The organism is Nocardioides sp. URHA0020, from assembly GCF_000620705.1.
Classification (GTDB): domain Bacteria; phylum Actinomycetota; class Actinomycetes; order Propionibacteriales; family Nocardioidaceae; genus Nocardioides.
Map to the genome: position 1 here is coordinate 18,552 of NZ_KK211169.1, position 17,808 is coordinate 36,359.

Annotated in this window: 19 protein-coding genes and 1 tRNA gene; 16 read left to right on the forward strand and 4 right to left on the reverse strand. The window is 70.5% G+C overall.

Features of this window, described 5'->3' with window-relative positions:
- Positions 1–645 carry a PaaI family thioesterase gene (locus N542_RS0114855; RefSeq protein WP_028644604.1) on the reverse strand — a complete coding sequence of 215 codons (645 nt, stop codon included), beginning with the start codon at positions 643–645 and terminating at the stop codon, positions 1–3.
- 50 nt (positions 646–695) lie between these two features.
- Here N542_RS0114855 and N542_RS0114860 point away from each other — a divergent pair, with 50 nt between their 5' ends.
- Positions 696–1,235, forward strand: a complete 540-nt coding sequence (locus N542_RS0114860; RefSeq protein WP_028644605.1) for a GNAT family N-acetyltransferase — start codon at positions 696–698, stop codon at positions 1,233–1,235.
- Between the two features lie 132 nt (positions 1,236–1,367).
- Here N542_RS0114860 and N542_RS0114865 read toward each other — a convergent pair.
- Positions 1,368–1,440 (reverse strand) — tRNA-Lys (locus N542_RS0114865).
- Positions 1,441–1,891: 451 nt separating this feature from the next.
- Here N542_RS0114865 and N542_RS0114870 point away from each other — a divergent pair.
- Positions 1,892–2,911, forward strand: coding sequence for an NAD(P)H-dependent flavin oxidoreductase (locus N542_RS0114870; protein ID WP_028644606.1), 1,020 nt, complete (start codon positions 1,892–1,894; stop codon positions 2,909–2,911).
- 226 nt (positions 2,912–3,137) lie between these two features.
- Here the strand turns inward: N542_RS0114870 and ligD are convergent, their stop codons facing one another.
- Positions 3,138–4,712, reverse strand: coding sequence for a non-homologous end-joining DNA ligase LigD (gene ligD, locus N542_RS0114875; protein ID WP_028644607.1), 1,575 nt, complete (start codon positions 4,710–4,712; stop codon positions 3,138–3,140).
- Between the two features lie 205 nt (positions 4,713–4,917).
- Here ligD and N542_RS0114880 point away from each other — a divergent pair, with 205 nt between their 5' ends.
- From N542_RS0114880 to N542_RS0114920, 9 genes are all read left to right on the forward strand, one after another.
- On the forward strand, positions 4,918–5,502 hold the full coding sequence (locus N542_RS0114880; RefSeq protein ID WP_028644608.1) for a DUF4956 domain-containing protein: 585 nt from the start codon (positions 4,918–4,920) through the stop codon (positions 5,500–5,502).
- Complete coding sequence (locus tag N542_RS25015) at positions 5,499–6,284, forward strand: polyphosphate polymerase domain-containing protein (protein WP_036508119.1); 786 nt, start codon at positions 5,499–5,501, stop codon at positions 6,282–6,284. The genes N542_RS0114880 and N542_RS25015 overlap by 4 nt, the downstream gene beginning before the upstream one ends.
- Entirely contained in the window at positions 6,281–7,888 is a 1,608-nt protein-coding gene (locus tag N542_RS25020) for a carbohydrate-binding domain-containing protein (RefSeq protein ID WP_051551842.1), read from the forward strand. The genes N542_RS25015 and N542_RS25020 overlap by 4 nt, the downstream gene beginning before the upstream one ends.
- Before the next feature lie 151 nt (positions 7,889–8,039).
- Entirely contained in the window at positions 8,040–8,996 is a 957-nt protein-coding gene (locus N542_RS0114895) for a phosphodiester glycosidase family protein (RefSeq protein WP_028644609.1), read from the forward strand.
- A 4-nt stretch (positions 8,997–9,000) separates the two neighbouring features.
- Positions 9,001–10,125 carry a GtrA family protein gene (locus N542_RS25025; RefSeq protein ID WP_051551844.1) on the forward strand — a complete coding sequence of 375 codons (1,125 nt, stop codon included), beginning with the start codon at positions 9,001–9,003 and terminating at the stop codon, positions 10,123–10,125.
- 336 nt (positions 10,126–10,461) lie between these two features.
- Positions 10,462–10,665 (forward strand): cold-shock protein, encoded by a 204-nt coding sequence (locus N542_RS0114905; protein WP_028644610.1) that lies wholly within the window; start codon positions 10,462–10,464, stop codon positions 10,663–10,665.
- A 222-nt stretch (positions 10,666–10,887) separates the two neighbouring features.
- Complete coding sequence (locus N542_RS27910) at positions 10,888–11,052, forward strand: hypothetical protein (RefSeq protein ID WP_197025979.1); 165 nt, start codon at positions 10,888–10,890, stop codon at positions 11,050–11,052.
- 46 nt (positions 11,053–11,098) lie between these two features.
- Complete coding sequence (locus N542_RS0114915; protein WP_028644611.1) at positions 11,099–11,407, forward strand: metal-sensitive transcriptional regulator; 309 nt, start codon at positions 11,099–11,101, stop codon at positions 11,405–11,407.
- The gene (locus N542_RS0114920; protein ID WP_028644612.1) at positions 11,404–11,607 is read left to right on the forward strand and encodes a heavy-metal-associated domain-containing protein; all 204 of its coding nucleotides are present in this window, start codon (positions 11,404–11,406) and stop codon (positions 11,605–11,607) included. The genes N542_RS0114915 and N542_RS0114920 overlap by 4 nt, the downstream gene beginning before the upstream one ends.
- A gap of 1 nt (position 11,608) precedes the next feature.
- Here N542_RS0114920 and N542_RS0114925 read toward each other — a convergent pair whose 3' ends face one another.
- The gene (locus tag N542_RS0114925; RefSeq protein ID WP_028644613.1) at positions 11,609–12,670 is read right to left on the reverse strand and encodes a hypothetical protein; all 1,062 of its coding nucleotides are present in this window, start codon (positions 12,668–12,670) and stop codon (positions 11,609–11,611) included.
- Positions 12,671–12,715: 45 nt separating this feature from the next.
- On the opposite strand from N542_RS0114925, the gene N542_RS25030 reads away from it, so the two are divergent.
- From N542_RS25030 to pstB, 5 genes are all read left to right on the forward strand, one after another.
- On the forward strand, positions 12,716–13,576 hold the full coding sequence (locus N542_RS25030) for an NUDIX hydrolase (RefSeq protein ID WP_036508122.1): 861 nt from the start codon (positions 12,716–12,718) through the stop codon (positions 13,574–13,576).
- A gap of 168 nt (positions 13,577–13,744) precedes the next feature.
- Positions 13,745–14,851 (forward strand): phosphate ABC transporter substrate-binding protein PstS, encoded by a 1,107-nt coding sequence (gene pstS, locus N542_RS0114935; protein ID WP_028644614.1) that lies wholly within the window; start codon positions 13,745–13,747, stop codon positions 14,849–14,851.
- 81 nt (positions 14,852–14,932) lie between these two features.
- The gene (gene pstC, locus N542_RS0114940) at positions 14,933–15,880 is read left to right on the forward strand and encodes a phosphate ABC transporter permease subunit PstC (protein ID WP_028644615.1); all 948 of its coding nucleotides are present in this window, start codon (positions 14,933–14,935) and stop codon (positions 15,878–15,880) included.
- Positions 15,877–16,974, forward strand: a complete 1,098-nt coding sequence (gene pstA, locus N542_RS0114945; protein WP_036508124.1) for a phosphate ABC transporter permease PstA — start codon at positions 15,877–15,879, stop codon at positions 16,972–16,974. Before pstC ends, pstA begins: the two co-directional genes overlap by 4 nt.
- Before the next feature lie 26 nt (positions 16,975–17,000).
- On the forward strand, positions 17,001–17,780 hold the full coding sequence (pstB, locus tag N542_RS0114950; RefSeq protein WP_028644617.1) for a phosphate ABC transporter ATP-binding protein PstB: 780 nt from the start codon (positions 17,001–17,003) through the stop codon (positions 17,778–17,780).
- Positions 17,781–17,808 lie beyond the last annotated feature (28 nt).

A 17,808-nucleotide genomic window follows, 5' to 3' on the forward strand; every position in this document is an offset into this window, starting at 1 on the left:
CTACTCGAAGGACGGCGGCGGCTGCGCTGCCGCCTTCTCCCGCGCCCAGCGCGGGAGGATGAAGAGGCCCTCGGCCTCGACCGTCACTCCGTCGGCATCGGACAGGTGGCCGCGCGCCCAGGTCTTGATGCCCTCGGTGCGCTCGATCCACGCCTCGGCCCGCAGGTCCCCCAGCGCGGTGGCGCGCCGGTAGGTCAGCGTCAGGCTGGCCGTCATGCCCGGCTTGCCGCCAGCGCCGGTCGCCTCGCCGAGCATCTGGTCGAGGACCAGCGCCGAGACGCCGCCGTGCACGAGGCCGGGAGGACCCTCGTACGCCGCACCGAGGTGAAAGCTCGACCAGGCGCGACCGGTGCTCTCGCGCTCGATGTGCAGCGGCGGGGCGATCGCGTTGCGAAGACCCACGACCGTGTTGCCCCAGTGCCGGCCGCGGTTGTTCACGGCGTACGGGCCGTCGAGCTGGCGCGTCCGGAGCCGGGCCACGATGCTCGCGAGCTCGGTCTGGATCCCCGCGACCTCGGCGTCGTCGATCTCGGTGCGGATCGTGGCGTCGACGAGCTCCCGCACGACGTCGGTGAAGGGTCCGTAGAGCGACGCCTCGCGCGCCACCTGCTCCGCGGTGCTGGGTTCGCGCTGGTCTCCGGCCACCGGCCGATCCTAGAACACGTTGCAGTTCTGGGATCTGATGGGATGGGGCCATGACGACGCTCGTGACCCCGGACCTCGACCTGCGTGCCTCCTGGGCTGAGGCGGTCGAGGAGTTCGGTGAGCGGGACTTCATGCACGGCTCGGGTCTGTGGGACTTCGATGTCGTCGACGTCTCTCCGGAGGGTGCGCCCGCGCTGATCGCCGCGCTGCTCGCCCAGGCCGACCCCGCCACCCCTCTCCCCGAGGGGCGGGTGCACTGCACCTACTTCTGGATCACCGACGGTGACGAGTTCGTGGGCTACCTCGCCCTGCGGCACTCGCTCACGCCCTGGCTGCTCGAGGAGGGCGGCCACATCGGCTACTCGGTGCGTCCGTCACGTCGCCGCGAGGGGCACGCGACCCGAGCCCTCGCCCTCGGCGTACGCCGCGCCGCCGACCTCGGCCTCGACCGCGTGCTCGTCACCTGCGACGACGACAACGACGGCTCGCGCCTCACGATCGAGCGCTGCGGCGGGGTGTTCGAGGACGCCCGCAACGGCAAGCTGCGGTACTGGATCGACACGGGCGCGCCAGCTGCCGGAGATGAATGAACCGCCGGGGTCTCGGGCCGCCGGCGGTTCAGTCTGACGCGAGACTAGGGACTCGCCGACCCGGTGGATAGGTCGTGGTGCAGACCCTGGGGTGCATATGGCCCACTTGGGCGGCCACCTGACCACTTTGGGTAGGCCCCGTGGGACTCGAACCCACAACCCGCGGATTAAAAGTCCGATGCTCTGCCAATTGAGCTAGGGGCCCGGGACATGGTTACTTTCATTCTGACAACCCTCCGGAGTTCTCCACAGGCTCGTGAACCATGCCGGGGACATCCTGCCGCATGCGTCTCCGGGGACCGGGGGCTGGCTCGCCGCGAGCGGACATGCCTGGTGACAACCCTCGGTACAACGTCGTTGTCATTCACCCGTGCTGCGGCGTGCTGCCAGGGTGCCGGCGGGACGGTGAGCCGCAGTCGGACCGGGCGGCTTCACCGGGTCGAGCGCACGCTTGAAGCAGGTGCCCCGCACCGCGCCGCGACCGAACTGCCTCGTGGCCCGTGCTGGACCAGGCCCGTGAGGCGTCGTGTGACACGCCAACGACGGATCGCGGCAAGCGTGGTCCAGGCCCAATCCGATGGGAAGGGTCCGCTTCGAGCGACCGCTCGCCGCGTTGGCTCCTGAACGGGTCGCACCGGCTGCGCACGTTCGGTAGCGTGAACGACGTGTTCGACCTGCGCGACCTGGCGTTGCCGGTCATCAGCTCGCCGATGGCAGGAGGGCCCTCAACGCCTGCGCTGGCCGCCGCGGTCTCCGAGGCTGGCGGCCTCGGCTTCCTGGCCGCGGGATCCACAGCTCCTGAGGCAGTCGCCGCCGACATCAACGCAGCTCGGGTCGATACCACCGGTCCACTGGGCGTGAACCTCTTCGTCGTCGACGCTTACGAGCCGAATCCTGTGCTCCTCGACTCCTACCGGCGGTCACTGCAACCAGAAGCCACCCGTCTGCAGGTAGCGCTCGGAGAGCCGCAGTGGGAGGACGACCACTGGCAGGCCAAGCTGGACCTCGTGCTCGACCTGCGCCCCGACATGGTGTCGTTCACCTTCGGATGCCCGGCCGACGACGTGTTCGACGCCCTGGCCCACCGCGGCATCCTGTCCTGTGTCACGGTGAGCTCCCTCGACGAAGCCACGGCAGCCGTCGCCCGAGGGGCGGGCTCGCTGTGTATCCAGGGGCACGAAGCAGGCGGCCACCGGGCTACCTGGGACGCGGACGCCAGTCCGAGCACCTCGCCGCTGATGACGCTGGTGTCCGCCATCGCGTCGAGCGTCGACGTACCGGTCGTCGCTGCGGGTGGCATCGTCGACACGTCGACGAGTCGGGCGCTGATGGACCGAGGTGCCGTCGCCGTCCAAGCCGGCACCGCGTACCTGCTGACCGATGAGGCGGGAACCAACGCAACGCACCGAGCAGCGCTGGTAGACCCGAACTTCACCCGCACGACCCTCACCCGTGCCTTCACAGGCCGGTGGGCTCGTGGCCTGGAGAACCGCTTCATCGCCGAGCACGCCGATGCACCGGCCGGGTACCCGCACCTCCACCACGTGACCTTCCCGCTCCGCCAGGCCGCAATCGCGGCCGGGGACATGGAGGTCGCGCACCTGTGGGCGGGGACGGGTCACAGCCACGTACGGTCGGGCGCTGCTGCGGACGTCACCCGCGCCCTCGCCCCCTGACCTCGAGGCCCGGAGGATCCAGACGCGGTCGGCAGCACCGCGACGGCGGCGATCACGACGGTGAGCGGTGGGCAATCCACCGTTCGTGTGGGTCGGAACGGTGGGAAGCCCACCGGCGGTCGTCGGTCGGCGTCGTCCCCGCGGGCCGGCGGTGGCCCCGAACAGCTCGATCGCTGATCTCGCCGCGATGCCGCCACATCGCCGAACGCGCGACGAGGATCCTCGCTCAGGTCAGCTCGGGCAGCTGCTGGGCGCCGCGGAGGAGGACGCGGAACGGGTCGCCCAGGGACTCCACCCGGTCCAGCACGGTGCGGATGGTCCACCGGTCCGGGCGCAGGTCCGGGTCGTCGAGCTCGTCCCAGCCGATCGGCACCGACACCGGCGCACCGGCTCCGGCGCGGGGCGAGTACGGCGCGACGAGGGTCTTGTTGATGGCGTTCTGGGTGTAGTCCAGGCGCGCGAGCCCGCCACGGGCCTTGACCTCCCACTTCCAGCTCACCAGGTCGGGCAGCACCTTCCCGACCGTTCGGGAGACCTGCTCGACCCAGGCGCGGGTGTCATCGAAGGTGTACCCGGCCACGATCGGGATCCAGATCTGGATGCCGCGTCGGCCGGTCACCTTCGCCCGGCCGGTCACGCCCAGGTGGTCGAGGGCGGTGCGGTGCAGCCGGGCCAGGACGAGGAGGTCGTCCCAGCTGGTCTCGGTGCCGGGGTCGAGGTCGATGAGCGCGTACGTCGGCTCGTGCGGCGCCTCGGTGCGCGAGGTCCAGGGGTGCCACTCGAGCGCTCCGAAGTTCGCCATCCACACCAGGGCCGCCGGCTCGTCGGGCACGATGTAGGTCGTGGTCTCGCCCCGGTCGGCATCCGGGTTGTCCCAGCCCGTCAACCAGTCCGGGGCATGACCGGGGCGCTGCTTGTGCCAGAAGCCCTTCTCGTCGGCTCCGTTCGGGTAGCGGTGCAGGTTCACCGGCCGGCCCTGCAGGTAGGGCAGCGCCGCCGGGGCGATCCGCGCGGCGTACGCGAGCAGCTCACGCTTGGTCACCCCTGCCTCGTCGGTGCGCGCAGGGAAGAGGACCTTGTCGAGGTTCGTCACCTTCAGCGAGCGTCCGAACACCTCCCAGGTCCCGGCCGTCCCCATCGCGGCGAGCTCGTCGAGCGCGTCGTCCGGGAGCGGGCTGGGCATCAGCGAGACGCCCGCCCGGTCGGCCGGGAGGTCGGTGCGCCACTCCCAGTCCGGGTCGGCGAGCACGTCGTCGTTCGTGCGCCCCGTCAGGACCGACACCGGATGCTGCTCCGGGTCCCACCCGATCGCCGCGTGCTCGTCGTGCTTGTGCAGCAGCATCCACTCCTTCCCGTCCGCCGAGCTGCCGCGGCGGACGAGCACCAGGCGACCGCGCAGCTTCTGGCCGTGGACCTCCACGTGCAGCTCACCGTCCGCGACAGCGGCCGCGGGATCCTCGGTGTGGACGGGCTCCCAGGTCCCGGTGTCCCACACGATGACGTCGCCACCGCCGTACTCACCGGACGGGATGACGCCCTCGAAGAGCAGGTAGTCCACGGGGTGGTCCTCCACGTGCATCGCGAGACGCCGGGCCTCCGGGTCCAACGTGGGGCCCTTCGGCACCGCCCAGGAGACGAGGACGCCGCCGATCTCGAACCGCAGGTCGTAGTGCAGCCGGCTCGCCCGATGACGTTGGACGACGAACCTCGGCTGCCCGTCGGTGCCCGCGAGCGCGCCGGCGGGCTCGGGGGTGCGCGTGAAGTCACGCTTGCGGCGGTAGGTGGAGAGGTCGCCCGGCATACCGGACACGTTCCCGCTCGCCCCCCGGCTCATCCGTCCGAGCGGTCCGTCCGTCCTCGGCCACCGGCGCTGCCGGTCGCGACCGCCAGACGAGTGCGCTCAACGGGTGCACAGGAGGCGCACAGCGACCACAGGCGTCCCCGACAACTCCGGAAGGCCTACTGGGGGAGTCGATCCACCCGCCGTCCCCCTGGAGCTCACTGCAATGCCCACCTACGCCCTGTACGCCGCCGACCTGGTCGCGATCAGCGTCCTCGTCTTCGGCCTCTTCCTCCCGCGCAACCACCGACCGGAGCTGATCGTCGCGCTGCTGACGGTGAACGTCGGCGTCCTGGCGGTCGCGTCAGCGCTGACGACCTCGACGATCGGCGCCGGCCTCGGCCTCGGCCTGTTCGGGATCCTGTCCATCATCCGGCTCCGATCCGAAGAGCTCGCGCACAGCGAGATCGCCTACTACTTCGCGGCTCTCACGCTCGGGCTGCTCGGCGGGCTCGACCAGTCGCCCACCTGGGTGGACCTGGCGCTGATGGCCGCCGTCCTGGGCGCGGTCGCAGTCGGCGACAGCCCGCGACTCGGGCGCAGGCCGCAGTCGCAGCAGCTGCTGCTGGACCGCGCGTACGTCGATCGCGGCGCCCTGACGGCACATCTGGAGAGGATCCTCGGCGGCACCGTCCTCTCGGTCCGCGTTGTGAGGACCGACATCGTCAACGACACGACGCTCGTCGACGTGCGCTACCTGGCGTCGCAGGGTGTGGTGCCGCCGGCGCCCGTCCCGGCCGGTGCCCGATGACCGCGTTGGAGGCGGAGCGGCTGCACGCGATGGCGCCGATCTCCCTCGCCGAGCTGGTCGATCGCGCCGAGCTCCTGACCCGGGTGGACCGCAAGTACGTCGTCCCCGTGCGGGAGGCGCAGCTGCTGATGGACAGCCTGTCCGGCCTCGGCCAGGTCCTGGAGATCGACGGTCGGCGAGCGTTCGGCTACCGGTCGACCTACCTCGACACCCCGGGCCGGGACAGCTTCCACACCTCGGGCCGGTCGCATCGCCGGCGTTGGAAGGTCCGCACCCGGACCTACCTCGACTCATCCTCGTCGTGGCTCGAGGTCAAGACCCGCGCGGCTCGCGGCCAGACCGTCAAGCTGCGCATCGAGCATCCCGATGCCGAGGAGGTCGGTGGGCTCACCGCCGACGGACAGGGGTTCGTCGCAAGCGTGGTCCCACCGGGCGTCACCAGCCGTCTCGAGCCCGTCCTGGTGACGGACTACCGCCGTACGACGCTCTTCCTGCCGGACTCCCGGAGCCGGGTCACCGTCGACGTCGACCTCGGCTGGACGTCGCTGATCCAGGGCGGAGACCTGGAGCGCCCGTCGCTGGCGATCGTGGAGACCAAGACGGGCTCGACGCCGTCGCAGGTCGACCGGCTGATGTGGTCGCGCGGCCACCGGCCCGCCCGGATCTCCAAGTACGGCGTCGGGATGGCCGCCCTGCACCCCGACCTGCCCCGCCTCAAGTGGCACCGCGCACTCGACAAGCACCTCGGCCTGATGGCCGTCCGACCCCAGGAGAACCCATGAAGAAGACGACCCTGCGCCACCGGATGGCCGCGCTCGGCACGGCCGCCGTGCTGACCCTCGCCACCGCGTGCGGCTCCAGCGCCGACGGTGGCACCACCGCGACCGGCACGTCGGGCGGGACCGGCACCGTCGCCAGTGCGACGGCGTTCATGACGTTGGACGACACCCATGCCGACACCGACGATGGTGACTACTCGGCGGACGGCGCGACGACCATCGCGCTGGCCGACGGCGGCACGGAGGTCGACGGTGACGGCGCGACGGTGAAGGGTGACGTCGTCACGATCACCACGGCGGGCACCTACATCGTGTCCGGGACGCTGACCGACGGCCAGATCGTCGTCGACAGCCCCGGCGACGGCAAGGTCGACATCGTGCTCGACAACGCCGACATCACCTCCGCGTCGACCTCGCCCCTCGTCGTCACCGAGGCCGACGAAGCGGTCGTGATCCTCGCAGCGGACAGCGTCAACAGTCTCGCGGACGCCGCCGCCTCGACCGCCGACGACGACAGCGACGACGCCCCGACCGCCACCCTCTTCTCGATGGCCGACCTGACCATCGCCGGCACCGGGACGCTCGAGGTGGCCGGCAACAGCAACGACGGCATCGCCAGCAAGGACGGGCTCGTCATCCTGTCGGGCACCATCGACGTCACCGCGACCGACGACGGGATCCGCGGCAAGGACTACCTGGTGATCGCGGGCGGCACCCTCGACGTCACCTCCGGGGGCGACGGTCTGAAGTCCGACAACGAGACCGAGGGAGAGCCCGGGACGGTCCAGCTGGATGCCGGCCAGGTGACCATCTCCGCCGGCGACGACGGAGTCGACGCCATCGGCGCGATCAACGTCGCCGACGGCACGCTGACCGTCGCGAAGTCCACGGAGGGCCTCGAGGCGGCCCAGATCAGCATCGCCGACGGCACCGTCGACGTGACCGCCCAGGACGACGGCATCAACGCCACCAACGGCGAGACCGCCGGCGGTGGCGAGGACGCCCAGGAGGGTGTGCTGGCGTCGATCAGCGGCGGTGACGTCCACGTCGTCGTGGCGCAGGGTGACGGCATCGACTCCAACGGCTCCGCGACCATCACCGGCGGCACCACGGTCGTCGAGGCCGGCTCGGCGGGTGGTGGCGGCACCGGGTCGCTCGACGTGAACGGCTCGTTCCCGGTGACGGGGGGCACCCTGGTCGCCCTCGGCGGGATGTCGTCGGCGCCGTCGACCGACTCCGACGAGGGCTGGGTCGCCGCGACGCTGACGACGCCCGCGGAGGCTGGGCAGGTCGTCGCCGTGGTCGACTCCGACGGCGACGTCGTCGCGCGGTACGTCGTACCTGAGGCGACGTCGTCGGTCATCGTCGCCGCCGAGGGCATCACCAACGGCCAGGACCACGACCTGTACGTCGGCGACGCGGGCAGTGACACCGGGTTCTCGACCGGCGGCAGCACCTCGGGGCTGACGAAGGCGGGCACCGTCACCGCCGGCGAGTTCACCGGTGGCATGGGCGGCGGTCGCGGCGGTGGGCCGCGCGGCGGCGACGGTGGCGGACCGGGCGGTCCGCCGGAGGACGACACGAGTGCCGGCAGCGGCACGACGTGAGCTGACCCGGTCGACAGCTGACCGGCAGGGGGTCCGGAACTCGACGGAGTTCCGGGCCCCTTGCTGCGTCGGCGAGGAGCTCTCGAGGCCTCACATCGCGCTCGGGGAGCGAGCACAGGGGGCCCACAGACCGCGACGACAAGGTCGTGCCATGCCAGCCGACCCTGACCTGAGGCCCCGCCGTACCGTCGCCCGACGCTCCTTCCTGATCGGAGGAGTCGTCGCCGCCCTGGGCGCCGGCGGCGCGAGCTCGTGGGCGTTGAACGAGTACGTCGTCGACCATGTCGCCATCGACGACGCCGACGCCTACGAGGCCGCCGCCGGCAGCACCGGCACGGCGCTGGACACGTCCGACGCGACCGCGACCGGCGACACCTGGTCGGCCGACGGCACCACGGTGAAGATCTCGAGGATCGAGTCGGGCAGCGGCGACGACAAGGTCACCTACTTCGTGGCCGACCTGACCCTGACCGATGCCACCGTGCTGCGCTCAGCCTTCGCGCACAACCAGTTCGGCGAGAACATCGTCGAGAACACCTCGGCCATCGCCCAGGACAACGACGCGGTGTTCGCGGTCAACGGCGACTACTACGGCTTCCGCGACCGCGGCATCGTCATCCGCAACGGCGCCGTCTTCCGCTCGACCGGCGCCCGGGAGGGCCTGGCGTTCTACCGGGACGGCACCGTCAAGCTCTACGACGAGACCGCGACCACGGCGAAGGACCTGGTCGCCGACGGGGCGTGGAACACGCTGTCCTTCGGGCCGGCGCTCGTCAGCGACGGCGCCGTGGTGGACGGCATCGACCAGATCGAGATCGACACCAACTTCGGCAACCACTCCATCCAGGGCGAGCAGCCCCGGACCGCCGTCGGGACGATCGACGTCAACCACCTGGTGGTCGTGGTCGTGGACGGCCGGGATGCCGGCTACAGCCGCGGGGTCACGCTGCCCGAGCTGGCAGAGATCATGAAGGGGCTCGGCGCGCAGACGGCGTACAACCTCGACGGCGGTGGCTCCTCCACCCTCTACTTCCAGGGCGAGGTCGTGAACCGGCCCAGCAACGGAGGCGAGCGGGGCACCTCCGACATCCTCTACATCGGCGGCTGACCCGGTGCGCGTGCTGATCCCCGCCTACCAGCCCACCGACCTGCTGACCGGCCTGGTTCGAGGACTGCTCGAGGCCAGGCCCGGGGCGGACGTGCTGATCGTCGACGACGGGAGCGACCTGGCCCGGCAGGAGGTCTTCGCCGCCTGTCAGCGGCTGGGAGCGAGCGTCCTGCGACTGCCGACGAACCGTGGCAAGGGCTACGCCCTCCGCGCCGGCTTCCGGCACCTCGACGCGCTGCGCGCCACGGGGCCGGTGGTCACCGCCGACGCCGACGGTCAGCATGCCGTCACCGACATCCTCGCGGTCGCCGACAGCGTCGACACCGCCGTCGGTGCCGCCCCGCACCTGGTGCTCGGCGAACGGCAGTTCGACACCGACGTCCCGCTGCGGAGCCGCTTCGGCAACGCCGTCACCCGCCTGATGTTCCGCGCCGCGACGGGGCTGCGCCTCCGGGACACCCAGACCGGGCTGCGTGCCTTCCCGGCCACGATGCTGCCGTGGCTGACCACCGTGCGCGGCGACCGCTACGAGTACGAGCTGGTGATGCTGCTCCAGGCCGCGCGACACGGGATCCCGATCCGGAGCGAGGCCATCCGCACCGTCTACCTCGACGAGGCGAACACCTCCTCGCACTTCCGGCCGGTGGCGGACTCGGTGCGGATCTACGCGCCGCTGCTGATCTTCATGGCGACGTCCCTCACGGCGTTCATCGTCGACACCGGGGCACTGCTCGTCGTGTACGCCGCACTGGGTGCCCTCCTGCCCGCCGTCGTCGTCGCGCGCCTGGTCAGCGGGGCGCTCAACTTCGCCATGAACCGGCACCTGGTCTTCCCCGGTGGCAGTCCCAGTCGCCCGCGCCGGGCGGCGGTCCGCTACGCCGTGCTCGCGGCGGCGCTGCTGCTGGCGAACTACCTGCTGCTCTCAACCCTCGTCGCGGCCGGGATCGCGATCCTTCCGGCCAAGATCGCGACGGAGGCGGTGCTGGTCTCGCTCGGCTACGTCGCGCAGGCCCGCTTCGTCTTCCGCGTTCCTTCAAGGTTTCCACAAGACTCCGCGCACCCATTGGAGAGCGCCGCGTCCCTCGCTACCGTTGACCCCACAAGCCGCGCTGGTGACCCGAGACGCTAGCGCGGCTTGTTTCTATTTTTCGGTCGGGCGGCTGGTGCCGACGGCCGTCGAGACGCCGAGGATCACGCCGGCGTGACCTCCCCGTAGCGCAACCTTCATCCGCGGACTGAGAAAAATCCGGGCCTAGGAGGTTCGAACCGGAGCGATGGTTGGTAACGTGTCTGGTGCAACAGGTGCAAGTTCCAGCAGGTATGACGCCGGCGGAGTTTGTGATCCAACGGCGTTTCTTCTTTCGTGGGCTTGATTCTCATGCGAAGTAGGGGCGACGTGTCACCGCACCTGATGTGGGACCGTCGAAGTGGCGGTCTCTCGCCCCGACAGAGGAGTAACGAGCACATGGCTCAGGGCACCGTTAAGTGGTTCAACGCAGAAAAGGGCTTCGGCTTCATCGCTCAGGACGGCGGCGGCGACGACGTCTTCGTTCACTACTCGGCGATTCAGACCCAGGGCTACAAGTCCCTGGACGAGAACCAGAAGGTCGAGTTCGAGGTCACCCAGGGTCCCAAGGGCCCGCAGGCGGAGAACGTCCGCGCGCTGTGATCTGACGGCCGTCCCAGCGATGGCCTGAAGGGGCTCCACCCTGTTGGGTGGGGCCCCTTCATCAATTTGGACCCCGTTCGGGACCACCGGTATGGCCCGGATGGGTCAGATTTCGTGTAGCGGCGTTTGTGGGCGTGACCGTCGGGCACCCTTGGCGTTAGGGGAGGTCAGCCGATGCCAAGTCCACTGCGCCCACTTGAGACGCACCCAGGGAGTGATGACGTGCACGACCAGTTCGACATCTCCCTCGAGGACTCCGACCTGCTCGGAGAGGTGGAGCTCACCACCAACCTCATCATCGCTGCCAGCGAGTCCGACGAGCACCTGTCCGTCGACGAGATCGACAAGATCCTCGGCGTCGTACCAGCGCCGCGGAGCGAGGCCTGATCCTCAGTTCCGGGGCCGCATACCCCTCAGGGGTATGCTCGAGGGCATGAGCGAGAGTGCCACGGCCGAGCACCAGCACGGCTACATCCAGCGCAAGGACGAGTACCTCCGGCGGCTGCGCCGGATCGAGGGCCAGGCCCGCGGTCTGCAGCGCATGGTCGAGGAGGAGCAGTACTGCATCGACATCCTCACCCAGGTGGCGGCGATGACGAAGGCACTGCAGGCGGTCTCGCTGGGCCTGGTCGAGGAGCACCTGACCCACTGCGTGGTCGACGCCGCCCGCTCGAGCGACGAAGCGGCCCAGGAGAAGATCGCCGAGGCCGTCGACGCCATCAGCCGGCTGGTGAAGTCGTGACCAGCTCGTCGTGGCAGGTCGCCGGCATGACATGTGCGCACTGCGTCGCCGCAGTGCGCGAGGAGATCGGCGGGCTCGACGGAGTGCGGTCGGTCGAGGTCGTGCTGGACACCGGTGCGGTGACCGTCGAGAGCGACGCTCCGCTCGAGCGGTCGGCCGTCGCCGCGGCGGTCGAGGAGGCCGGCTACCAGCTGGCCTGAGTCAGCAGGTCGCGAAGAGCACGGGCCCGCTCGAGAGGTCGGACAGGACGTACGCCCCGGCCCGCGGCTCCAGGTCGAGCCGGACCAGGTCGCCGTCGGCGGTCGTGGACCGTACGGCGAACCGGTCGCCGAAGTCGCCGCCCTGCCCGGGGGCCGGACCGGCGGCGAGCGCGGCGCGGCTGGTCGCGTTGGTGCGCGCCTGGTCGTCGTCGGCGAAGGCCATCACCACGCGCACGCCGCCGCCCGGCTGCACCGACATCGCCAGCGCCCGCAGGGGGTCGACCGTCCCGGCCTCCTCGACCAGCCGGTCGGCCGTGGCCCGGTCGTCGGCGTCGGCCTGGCTCATCGCCAGCGCCGAGCAGGCGCGGTCACCGTCGTACGCCGCCGCGGAGAGCGGCTCGCCGGAGGCCCGGACGACACTGCGCAGCGGCGCGGACAGGTCGTCGTCGCCGAGGCCGTCCAGCACCTGCTGGAGGTAGCCGGCCCGGTCGCTGGTCAGGACCAGGCCCGCGTCGGCGTCCAGCGCGACGTACTGCAGCTCGGGCGTCAGGTCGTCGCCGATCCCCGGCAGCAGCGACTCGCCGCCGACCCACACCCCCTGGTCCTTGCTCGGGCGCGTGAAGCCGACGGCCGCCAGGTCGTCGCCGATCTCGTCGGTGCGCGAGCCGTCGCTCAGCTTCAGGATCACGACCGCGCCCTGGGTCGACTGGCTGAAGAGCTCCCAGTCGACGCTGGCGGGGGAGAAGCCGAAGCTGCTCTGCAGCACCGGCGCCGACTGCACCAGCGCGGAGGTCGAGGTGAGGTCGCGATCGAAGGCCCGGTCGAGGAAGGACTGCACCTCGTCCGCCGAGGAGTCCGCGCCGAGTCGCGCGCCCGTCCGCTCGCGGACCGCCGCCCAGTCGGTCCAGGACAACCGCTCCGCGTCGGCCGGGGCGTACGACGCCGCCTGCTCGAAGGCCGTCGTGTCCCGGTCACGCCACCAGCCGACGCCCACGACGGCTAGGGCCGCCAGCAGCGCCAACCCGACCACCGCGGCGACGACGATCGCCAGGCGTTTGTGCACGGGTCGGTCTCCTCATCTGGCCGCGGTGGTGTGAGACTAGTTCGTATGGCCACGAACGACGTGCTCGCCGCCGGCGCCGTCGTGTTCCGTCCGGGCAAGCGGGTGCTGCTGGTGCACCGCCCTCGCTACGACGACTGGTCCTTCCCCAAGGGCAAGCTGGACGCCGGGGAGCACGTGACCGCGGCCGCCGTCCGCGAGGTGTCGGAGGAGACCGGGCTGCACGTGCGGCTCGGCACGCCGCTGTCGGCGCAGCGCTACCCGGTGACCGGCGGCCGGACCAAGCAGGTGTCCTACTGGGTCGGTCGTGCCGTCGGCGGCGACGACGTCTCCGACTATCGGCCCAACGCCGAGATCGACGCCGTCGAGTGGGTCCGGTACGACGACGCGATGGACCGGCTCACCTATGACTACGACCGGGCCACGCTCAAGGAGGCCCGGCCGGTGCGGCGCAAGACGCACGCGCTCGTGGTGCTCCGGCACGCCCAGGCGCGGACCCGCAAGGGCTGGCGCGCCGACGACCGGACGCGCCCCCTCGTGCAGGCCGGTCACGCCCAGGCGCAGCGGTTGGTGCCGGTGCTCGCGGCGTACGACGTCACGAAGGTCGTCAGCTCCGGGAGCCTGCGCTGCCTCGACACCGTCACGCCGTACGTCGCCACGACGGGCTGGCCGATCGAGATCGCCGACGGCGTGAGTGAGGAGGGGGCGAGCGCCGAGGCGGTGGTCGAGGTCACCGACCGGCTGGTCGCCGGGGACGGGTCGGCGGTGCTCTGCACCCACCGGCCGGTGCTCCCGTCGGTCCTCGACGCCCTCGGCGTGGCCGACACCAAGCTCGAGCCGGGAGCGATGCTGGTGGTCCACCTGCGTCAGGGCACGGTGACCGCTACCGAAGTGCACCGCATCGGCTGAGTCAACCGGTCCCGGGCTTGTTCACGTGATTGCCGTCTCGTGAGCGGCTGCCGGACTCCGATTGGGCAGTTCGAGTTCACCGCTCGTTCACCAACGACCCCGGAACCGTCCACTTCCACTCCCTAACTTCGCTGTTGTCAGAGACATAGAAGACAGAGGAGTCTCGAAGTGATCCGCACTTCCTTCCGCCGGGCAATCGTGCCCGGCCTCGCCGTTCTCGCCCTCGCCCTCACCGGCTGCGGCGCCGGCAACAGCAGCGACGGCAGCGACGGTGGCGACGCGGGCAGCAGCCTCAGCGGCTCCCTCGCCGGTGGCGGCGCCAGCTCGCAGGACTCCGCCCAGCAGGCCTGGCGCGCAGCGTTCCAGACCGAGAACTCCGGCGTCACGATCACCTACGACCCGGTCGGCTCCGGCACCGGTCGTGAGAACTTCATCAGCAAGGCGTACTCCTTCGCCGGCTCCGACTCCTACCTCAACGACGACGAGGGCGAGCTGAGCAGCGCCAAGGAGCGCTGCGGCGGCGAGGACGCGATCGAGGTCCCCGGCTACGTCAGCCCGATCGCGATCGTCTTCAACGTCCCCGGCGTGGACTCGCTGAACCTGGACGCGAAGACCGTCGCCTCGATCTTCGACGGCAAGATCACCACGTGGGACGACCCGGCGATCGCTGCCCTCAATGACGGCGCCGACCTGCCCGACACGAAGATCTCGCCGGTGCACCGCTCCGACGACTCGGGTACGACGCAGAACTTCACCGACTACCTCAACAAGGCCGGCGACGGCGCCTGGTCGTACGACGCCGACGGCGTGTGGCCGATCAAGGGCGGCGAGGCCGCTGAGGGCACGTCCGGGCTGGTTGCGGCCGTCAAGGGCGGCGAGGGCACCATCGGCTACGCCGACGAGAGCCAGGCCGGTGGCCTCGGGCTCGTCTCGGTCAAGGTCGGCGAGGAGTTCGTCGCCCCGTCCGCCGAGGGTGCCGCGAAGGCGCTGGCCGTCTCCAAGCCGGTCGAGGGCCGCTCGGACGTCGACCTGGCCATCGACATCGACCGCACCACGACCGAGTCGGGTGCCTACCCGGTGCTGCTGGCGTCGTACCTGATCGCCTGCCAGACCTACGACGACGCCAACGAGGCCGCACTGGTGAAGGGCTTCCTGTCCTACATCGTCTCGGAGGCCGGTCAGCAGGCCTCCGCGACCCAGGCCGGCTCGGCCCCGCTCGACGCGGAGCTCTCGGCGAAGGCGAGCAAGATCGTCGGCGCCATCTCCGCGAAGTAACGACCTCGGACGTACGGCGGCCCGCGACCCGGGTCGCCGTACGTCCGTCACAGCACCAGCACCACTCCCGACAGGAGCCTCGTGTCCGTCACCGCACCGCCTCAGCCGCCGCGGGCCGCCAAGCCCGTGGTCCGGCCGGGCGACCGCATCTTCGCCGGCACCGCCCGGGTCGCCGCCCTCACGATCATGCTGGCGCTGGCCGGCGTCTTCGTGTTCCTGGCACTCGAGGGCTACCCGGGACTCAGCGCTCCTGAGCGCATCTACGCGCCGGCCACGGACTTCTGGTCGTACGTCGGCCCGCTGGTCTTCGGCACGATCCTCGCCGCCTGCGTCGCGCTCGTGATCGCCGTGCCGTTCTCGATCGGCGTCGCGCTCTTCATCTCGCACTACGCGCCGCCGCGGGTGGCCGTGCCGATCGCCTACGTGATCGACCTCCTCGCGGCCGTGCCGAGCGTCGTCTACGGCCTGTGGGGCGGTCTCGCCCTGGCGCCCGCCACCCGGCCGCTGATCGACTGGCTCTACGACAACCTCAGCTTCATCCCCTTCTTCGCCGGACCGCCGTCGGTGACCGGGCGGACCATGCTGACCGCCGGCATCGTGCTGGCGATCATGGTCGTGCCGATCACCACCGCGATCTCGCGGGAGGTCTTCGCGCAGACCCCGCGCCTGCACGAGGAGGCCGCGATGGCCCTCGGCGCGACCCGCTGGGAGATGATCCGGCTCGCGGTCTTCCCCTACGCCCGCTCCGGGGTGATCTCCGCGGTGATGCTCGGCCTGGGCCGGGCCCTCGGCGAGACGATGGCGGTCGCCATGGTGCTCTCGGCGACGCCGGTGGTCACGCTCAACCTGATCTCCAACAGCAACCCCGCGACGATCGCGTCCAACATCGCCTCCAACTACAAGGAGGCGACGCCCGACAAGCAGGCGGTCCTGATCGCCACCGGCCTGGTGCTCTTCGCGGTGACCTTCGTGGTCAACTTCGCAGCCCGTTGGGTGATCAGCCGCGGCGAGAGGAACCTGACGCGATGAGCACCTCCACGCCCCTGGAGCCCGACACCTTCGCCATCACGGCCGACCTCGCGCAGCCGCGGCTGCCGGCGTGGGCGGTGCTGCTCGACGTCGTGCTCGCCGCCGGCGTCGCCGGGCTGCTCACGCTGCTGCTCGGCTGGAGCCCGTACGCCGGCCTCGTGCTCGCCATCGTCCTCGCAGCTCTCGGGATGCCCCTCTGGTCGCTGCTGGTCGAGGGCCGCCGCGCGGCGGCGGACCGCCTCGCGACCTCGGTCGTCTGGGCCTCCTTCGGCGTCGTGCTGGTGCCCCTGGTCTGGCTGATCTGGCTGGTGGTCAAGAACGGCATCGGCGTCATCAACAGCGAGTTCCTGTCCTACGACATGCGCAACGTGATCGGCGAGGGCGGCGGCATCTACCACGCCCTGTGGGGCACGATCCTGATCACGCTCGCCGCCGCGATCATCTCGATCCCGATCGGGCTCTTCACCGCGATCTACCTGGTGGAGTACGGCCGGGGCAGCCGGCTGGCCCGGGTGACGACGTTCCTGGTCGACGTGATGACCGGCATCCCGTCGATCGTGGCGGGCCTCTTCGCGCTGTCGCTCTTCGTGCTGATCTTCGGGCCGGCGATCCGGATCGGCTTCGGCGGCGCCGTCGCACTGTCGCTGCTGATGATCCCGACGGTGGTCCGCTCGTCCGAGGAGATGCTCCGACTGGTGCCGAGCGACCTGCGCGAGGCGTCGTACGCGCTGGGCATCCCGAAGTGGCGCACGATCGTCAAGGTGGTGCTCCCGACCGCGCTCGGCGGCATCATCACCGGCATCGTGCTCGCGGTCTCGCGGGTGATCGGCGAGACCGCCCCGCTGCTGGTGGTGGCGGGCGCGACCGACACGGTGAACTTCAACCTCTTCAACGGCCGGATGACGACCCTGCCGGTCTACATCTTCCAGCAGTACAGCCAGCCCGGCATCGTCGGCCCGGCCGGCGGCGACCCGCCCGGCTACGCGCGCGCCTGGGGTGCAGCCCTCGTGCTCATCGCCATCGTGATGGTGCTCAACCTCGTGGCCCGCATCATCGGCACCTACTTCGCCCCCAAGACCGAACGGCGCCGTTGAGCGCGCCGGTGTGTGAGAGAGAAACCATGGCCAAGAGCATCGACGTCTCCGACCTGAACATCTACTACCGCGACTTCCTCGCCGTCGAGGGCGTCAACATGACGATCCGCGCCAAGGCGGTGACCGCGTTCATCGGTCCCTCCGGCTGCGGCAAGTCGACGTTCCTGCGCACCCTGAACCGCATGCACGAGGTGATCCCCGGCGCCCGCGTCGAGGGCAAGGTGATGGTCTCGGGCCAGTCGTTGTACGACGCCGCGATCGACCCGGTCGCCGTACGCCGCCAGATCGGCATGGTCTTCCAGCGGCCGAACCCGTTCCCGACGATGTCGATCTACGACAACGTCCTGGCCGGCTCCAAGCTCAACTCGAAGAAGATGAAGAAGGCCGAGGCCGACTCCATCGTCGAGAAGTCGCTCACGCGCGCCAACCTCTGGAACGAGGTGAAGGACCGGCTCGCCAAGCCCGGCATGGGTCTGTCCGGTGGCCAGCAGCAGCGGCTGTGCATCGCCCGTGCGATCGCGGTCGAGCCCGAGGTGCTGCTGATGGACGAGCCGTGCTCGGCGCTGGACCCGATCTCGACGTCGGCGATCGAGGACCTCATCCACGAGCTCAAGTCGGAGTACACGATCGTGATCGTGACCCACAACATGCAGCAGGCGGCGCGCGTCTCCGACGACACCGGCTTCTTCAACCTCAAGGCGACCGGCGAGCCCGGCCACCTGGTCGAGTTCAACCCGACCAACAAGATGTTCACCAACCCGGACGAGGAGTCCACCGAGGCCTACATCTCGGGCCGCTTCGGCTGAGCCCACCTGCTGAAGCGCTCAGCATCCC

Coding starts and splice junctions, on each gene's coding strand:
- N542_RS0114860 (WP_028644605.1), top strand. CDS start 696: ATGACGACGCTCGTGACCCCGGACCTCGACCTGCGTGCCTCCTGGGCT.
- ligD (WP_028644607.1), bottom strand. CDS start 4,712: ATGCCGGGCGACCTCTCCACCTACCGCCGCAAGCGTGACTTCACGCGC.
- N542_RS0114880 (WP_028644608.1), top strand. CDS start 4,918: ATGCCCACCTACGCCCTGTACGCCGCCGACCTGGTCGCGATCAGCGTC.
- N542_RS25015 (WP_036508119.1), top strand. CDS start 5,499: ATGACCGCGTTGGAGGCGGAGCGGCTGCACGCGATGGCGCCGATCTCC.
- N542_RS25020 (WP_051551842.1), top strand. CDS start 6,281: ATGAAGAAGACGACCCTGCGCCACCGGATGGCCGCGCTCGGCACGGCC.
- N542_RS0114895 (WP_028644609.1), top strand. CDS start 8,040: ATGCCAGCCGACCCTGACCTGAGGCCCCGCCGTACCGTCGCCCGACGC.
- N542_RS0114905 (WP_028644610.1), top strand. CDS start 10,462: ATGGCTCAGGGCACCGTTAAGTGGTTCAACGCAGAAAAGGGCTTCGGC.
- N542_RS0114915 (WP_028644611.1), top strand. CDS start 11,099: ATGAGCGAGAGTGCCACGGCCGAGCACCAGCACGGCTACATCCAGCGC.
- N542_RS25030 (WP_036508122.1), top strand. CDS start 12,716: ATGGCCACGAACGACGTGCTCGCCGCCGGCGCCGTCGTGTTCCGTCCG.
- pstA (WP_036508124.1), top strand. CDS start 15,877: ATGAGCACCTCCACGCCCCTGGAGCCCGACACCTTCGCCATCACGGCC.
- pstB (WP_028644617.1), top strand. CDS start 17,001: ATGGCCAAGAGCATCGACGTCTCCGACCTGAACATCTACTACCGCGAC.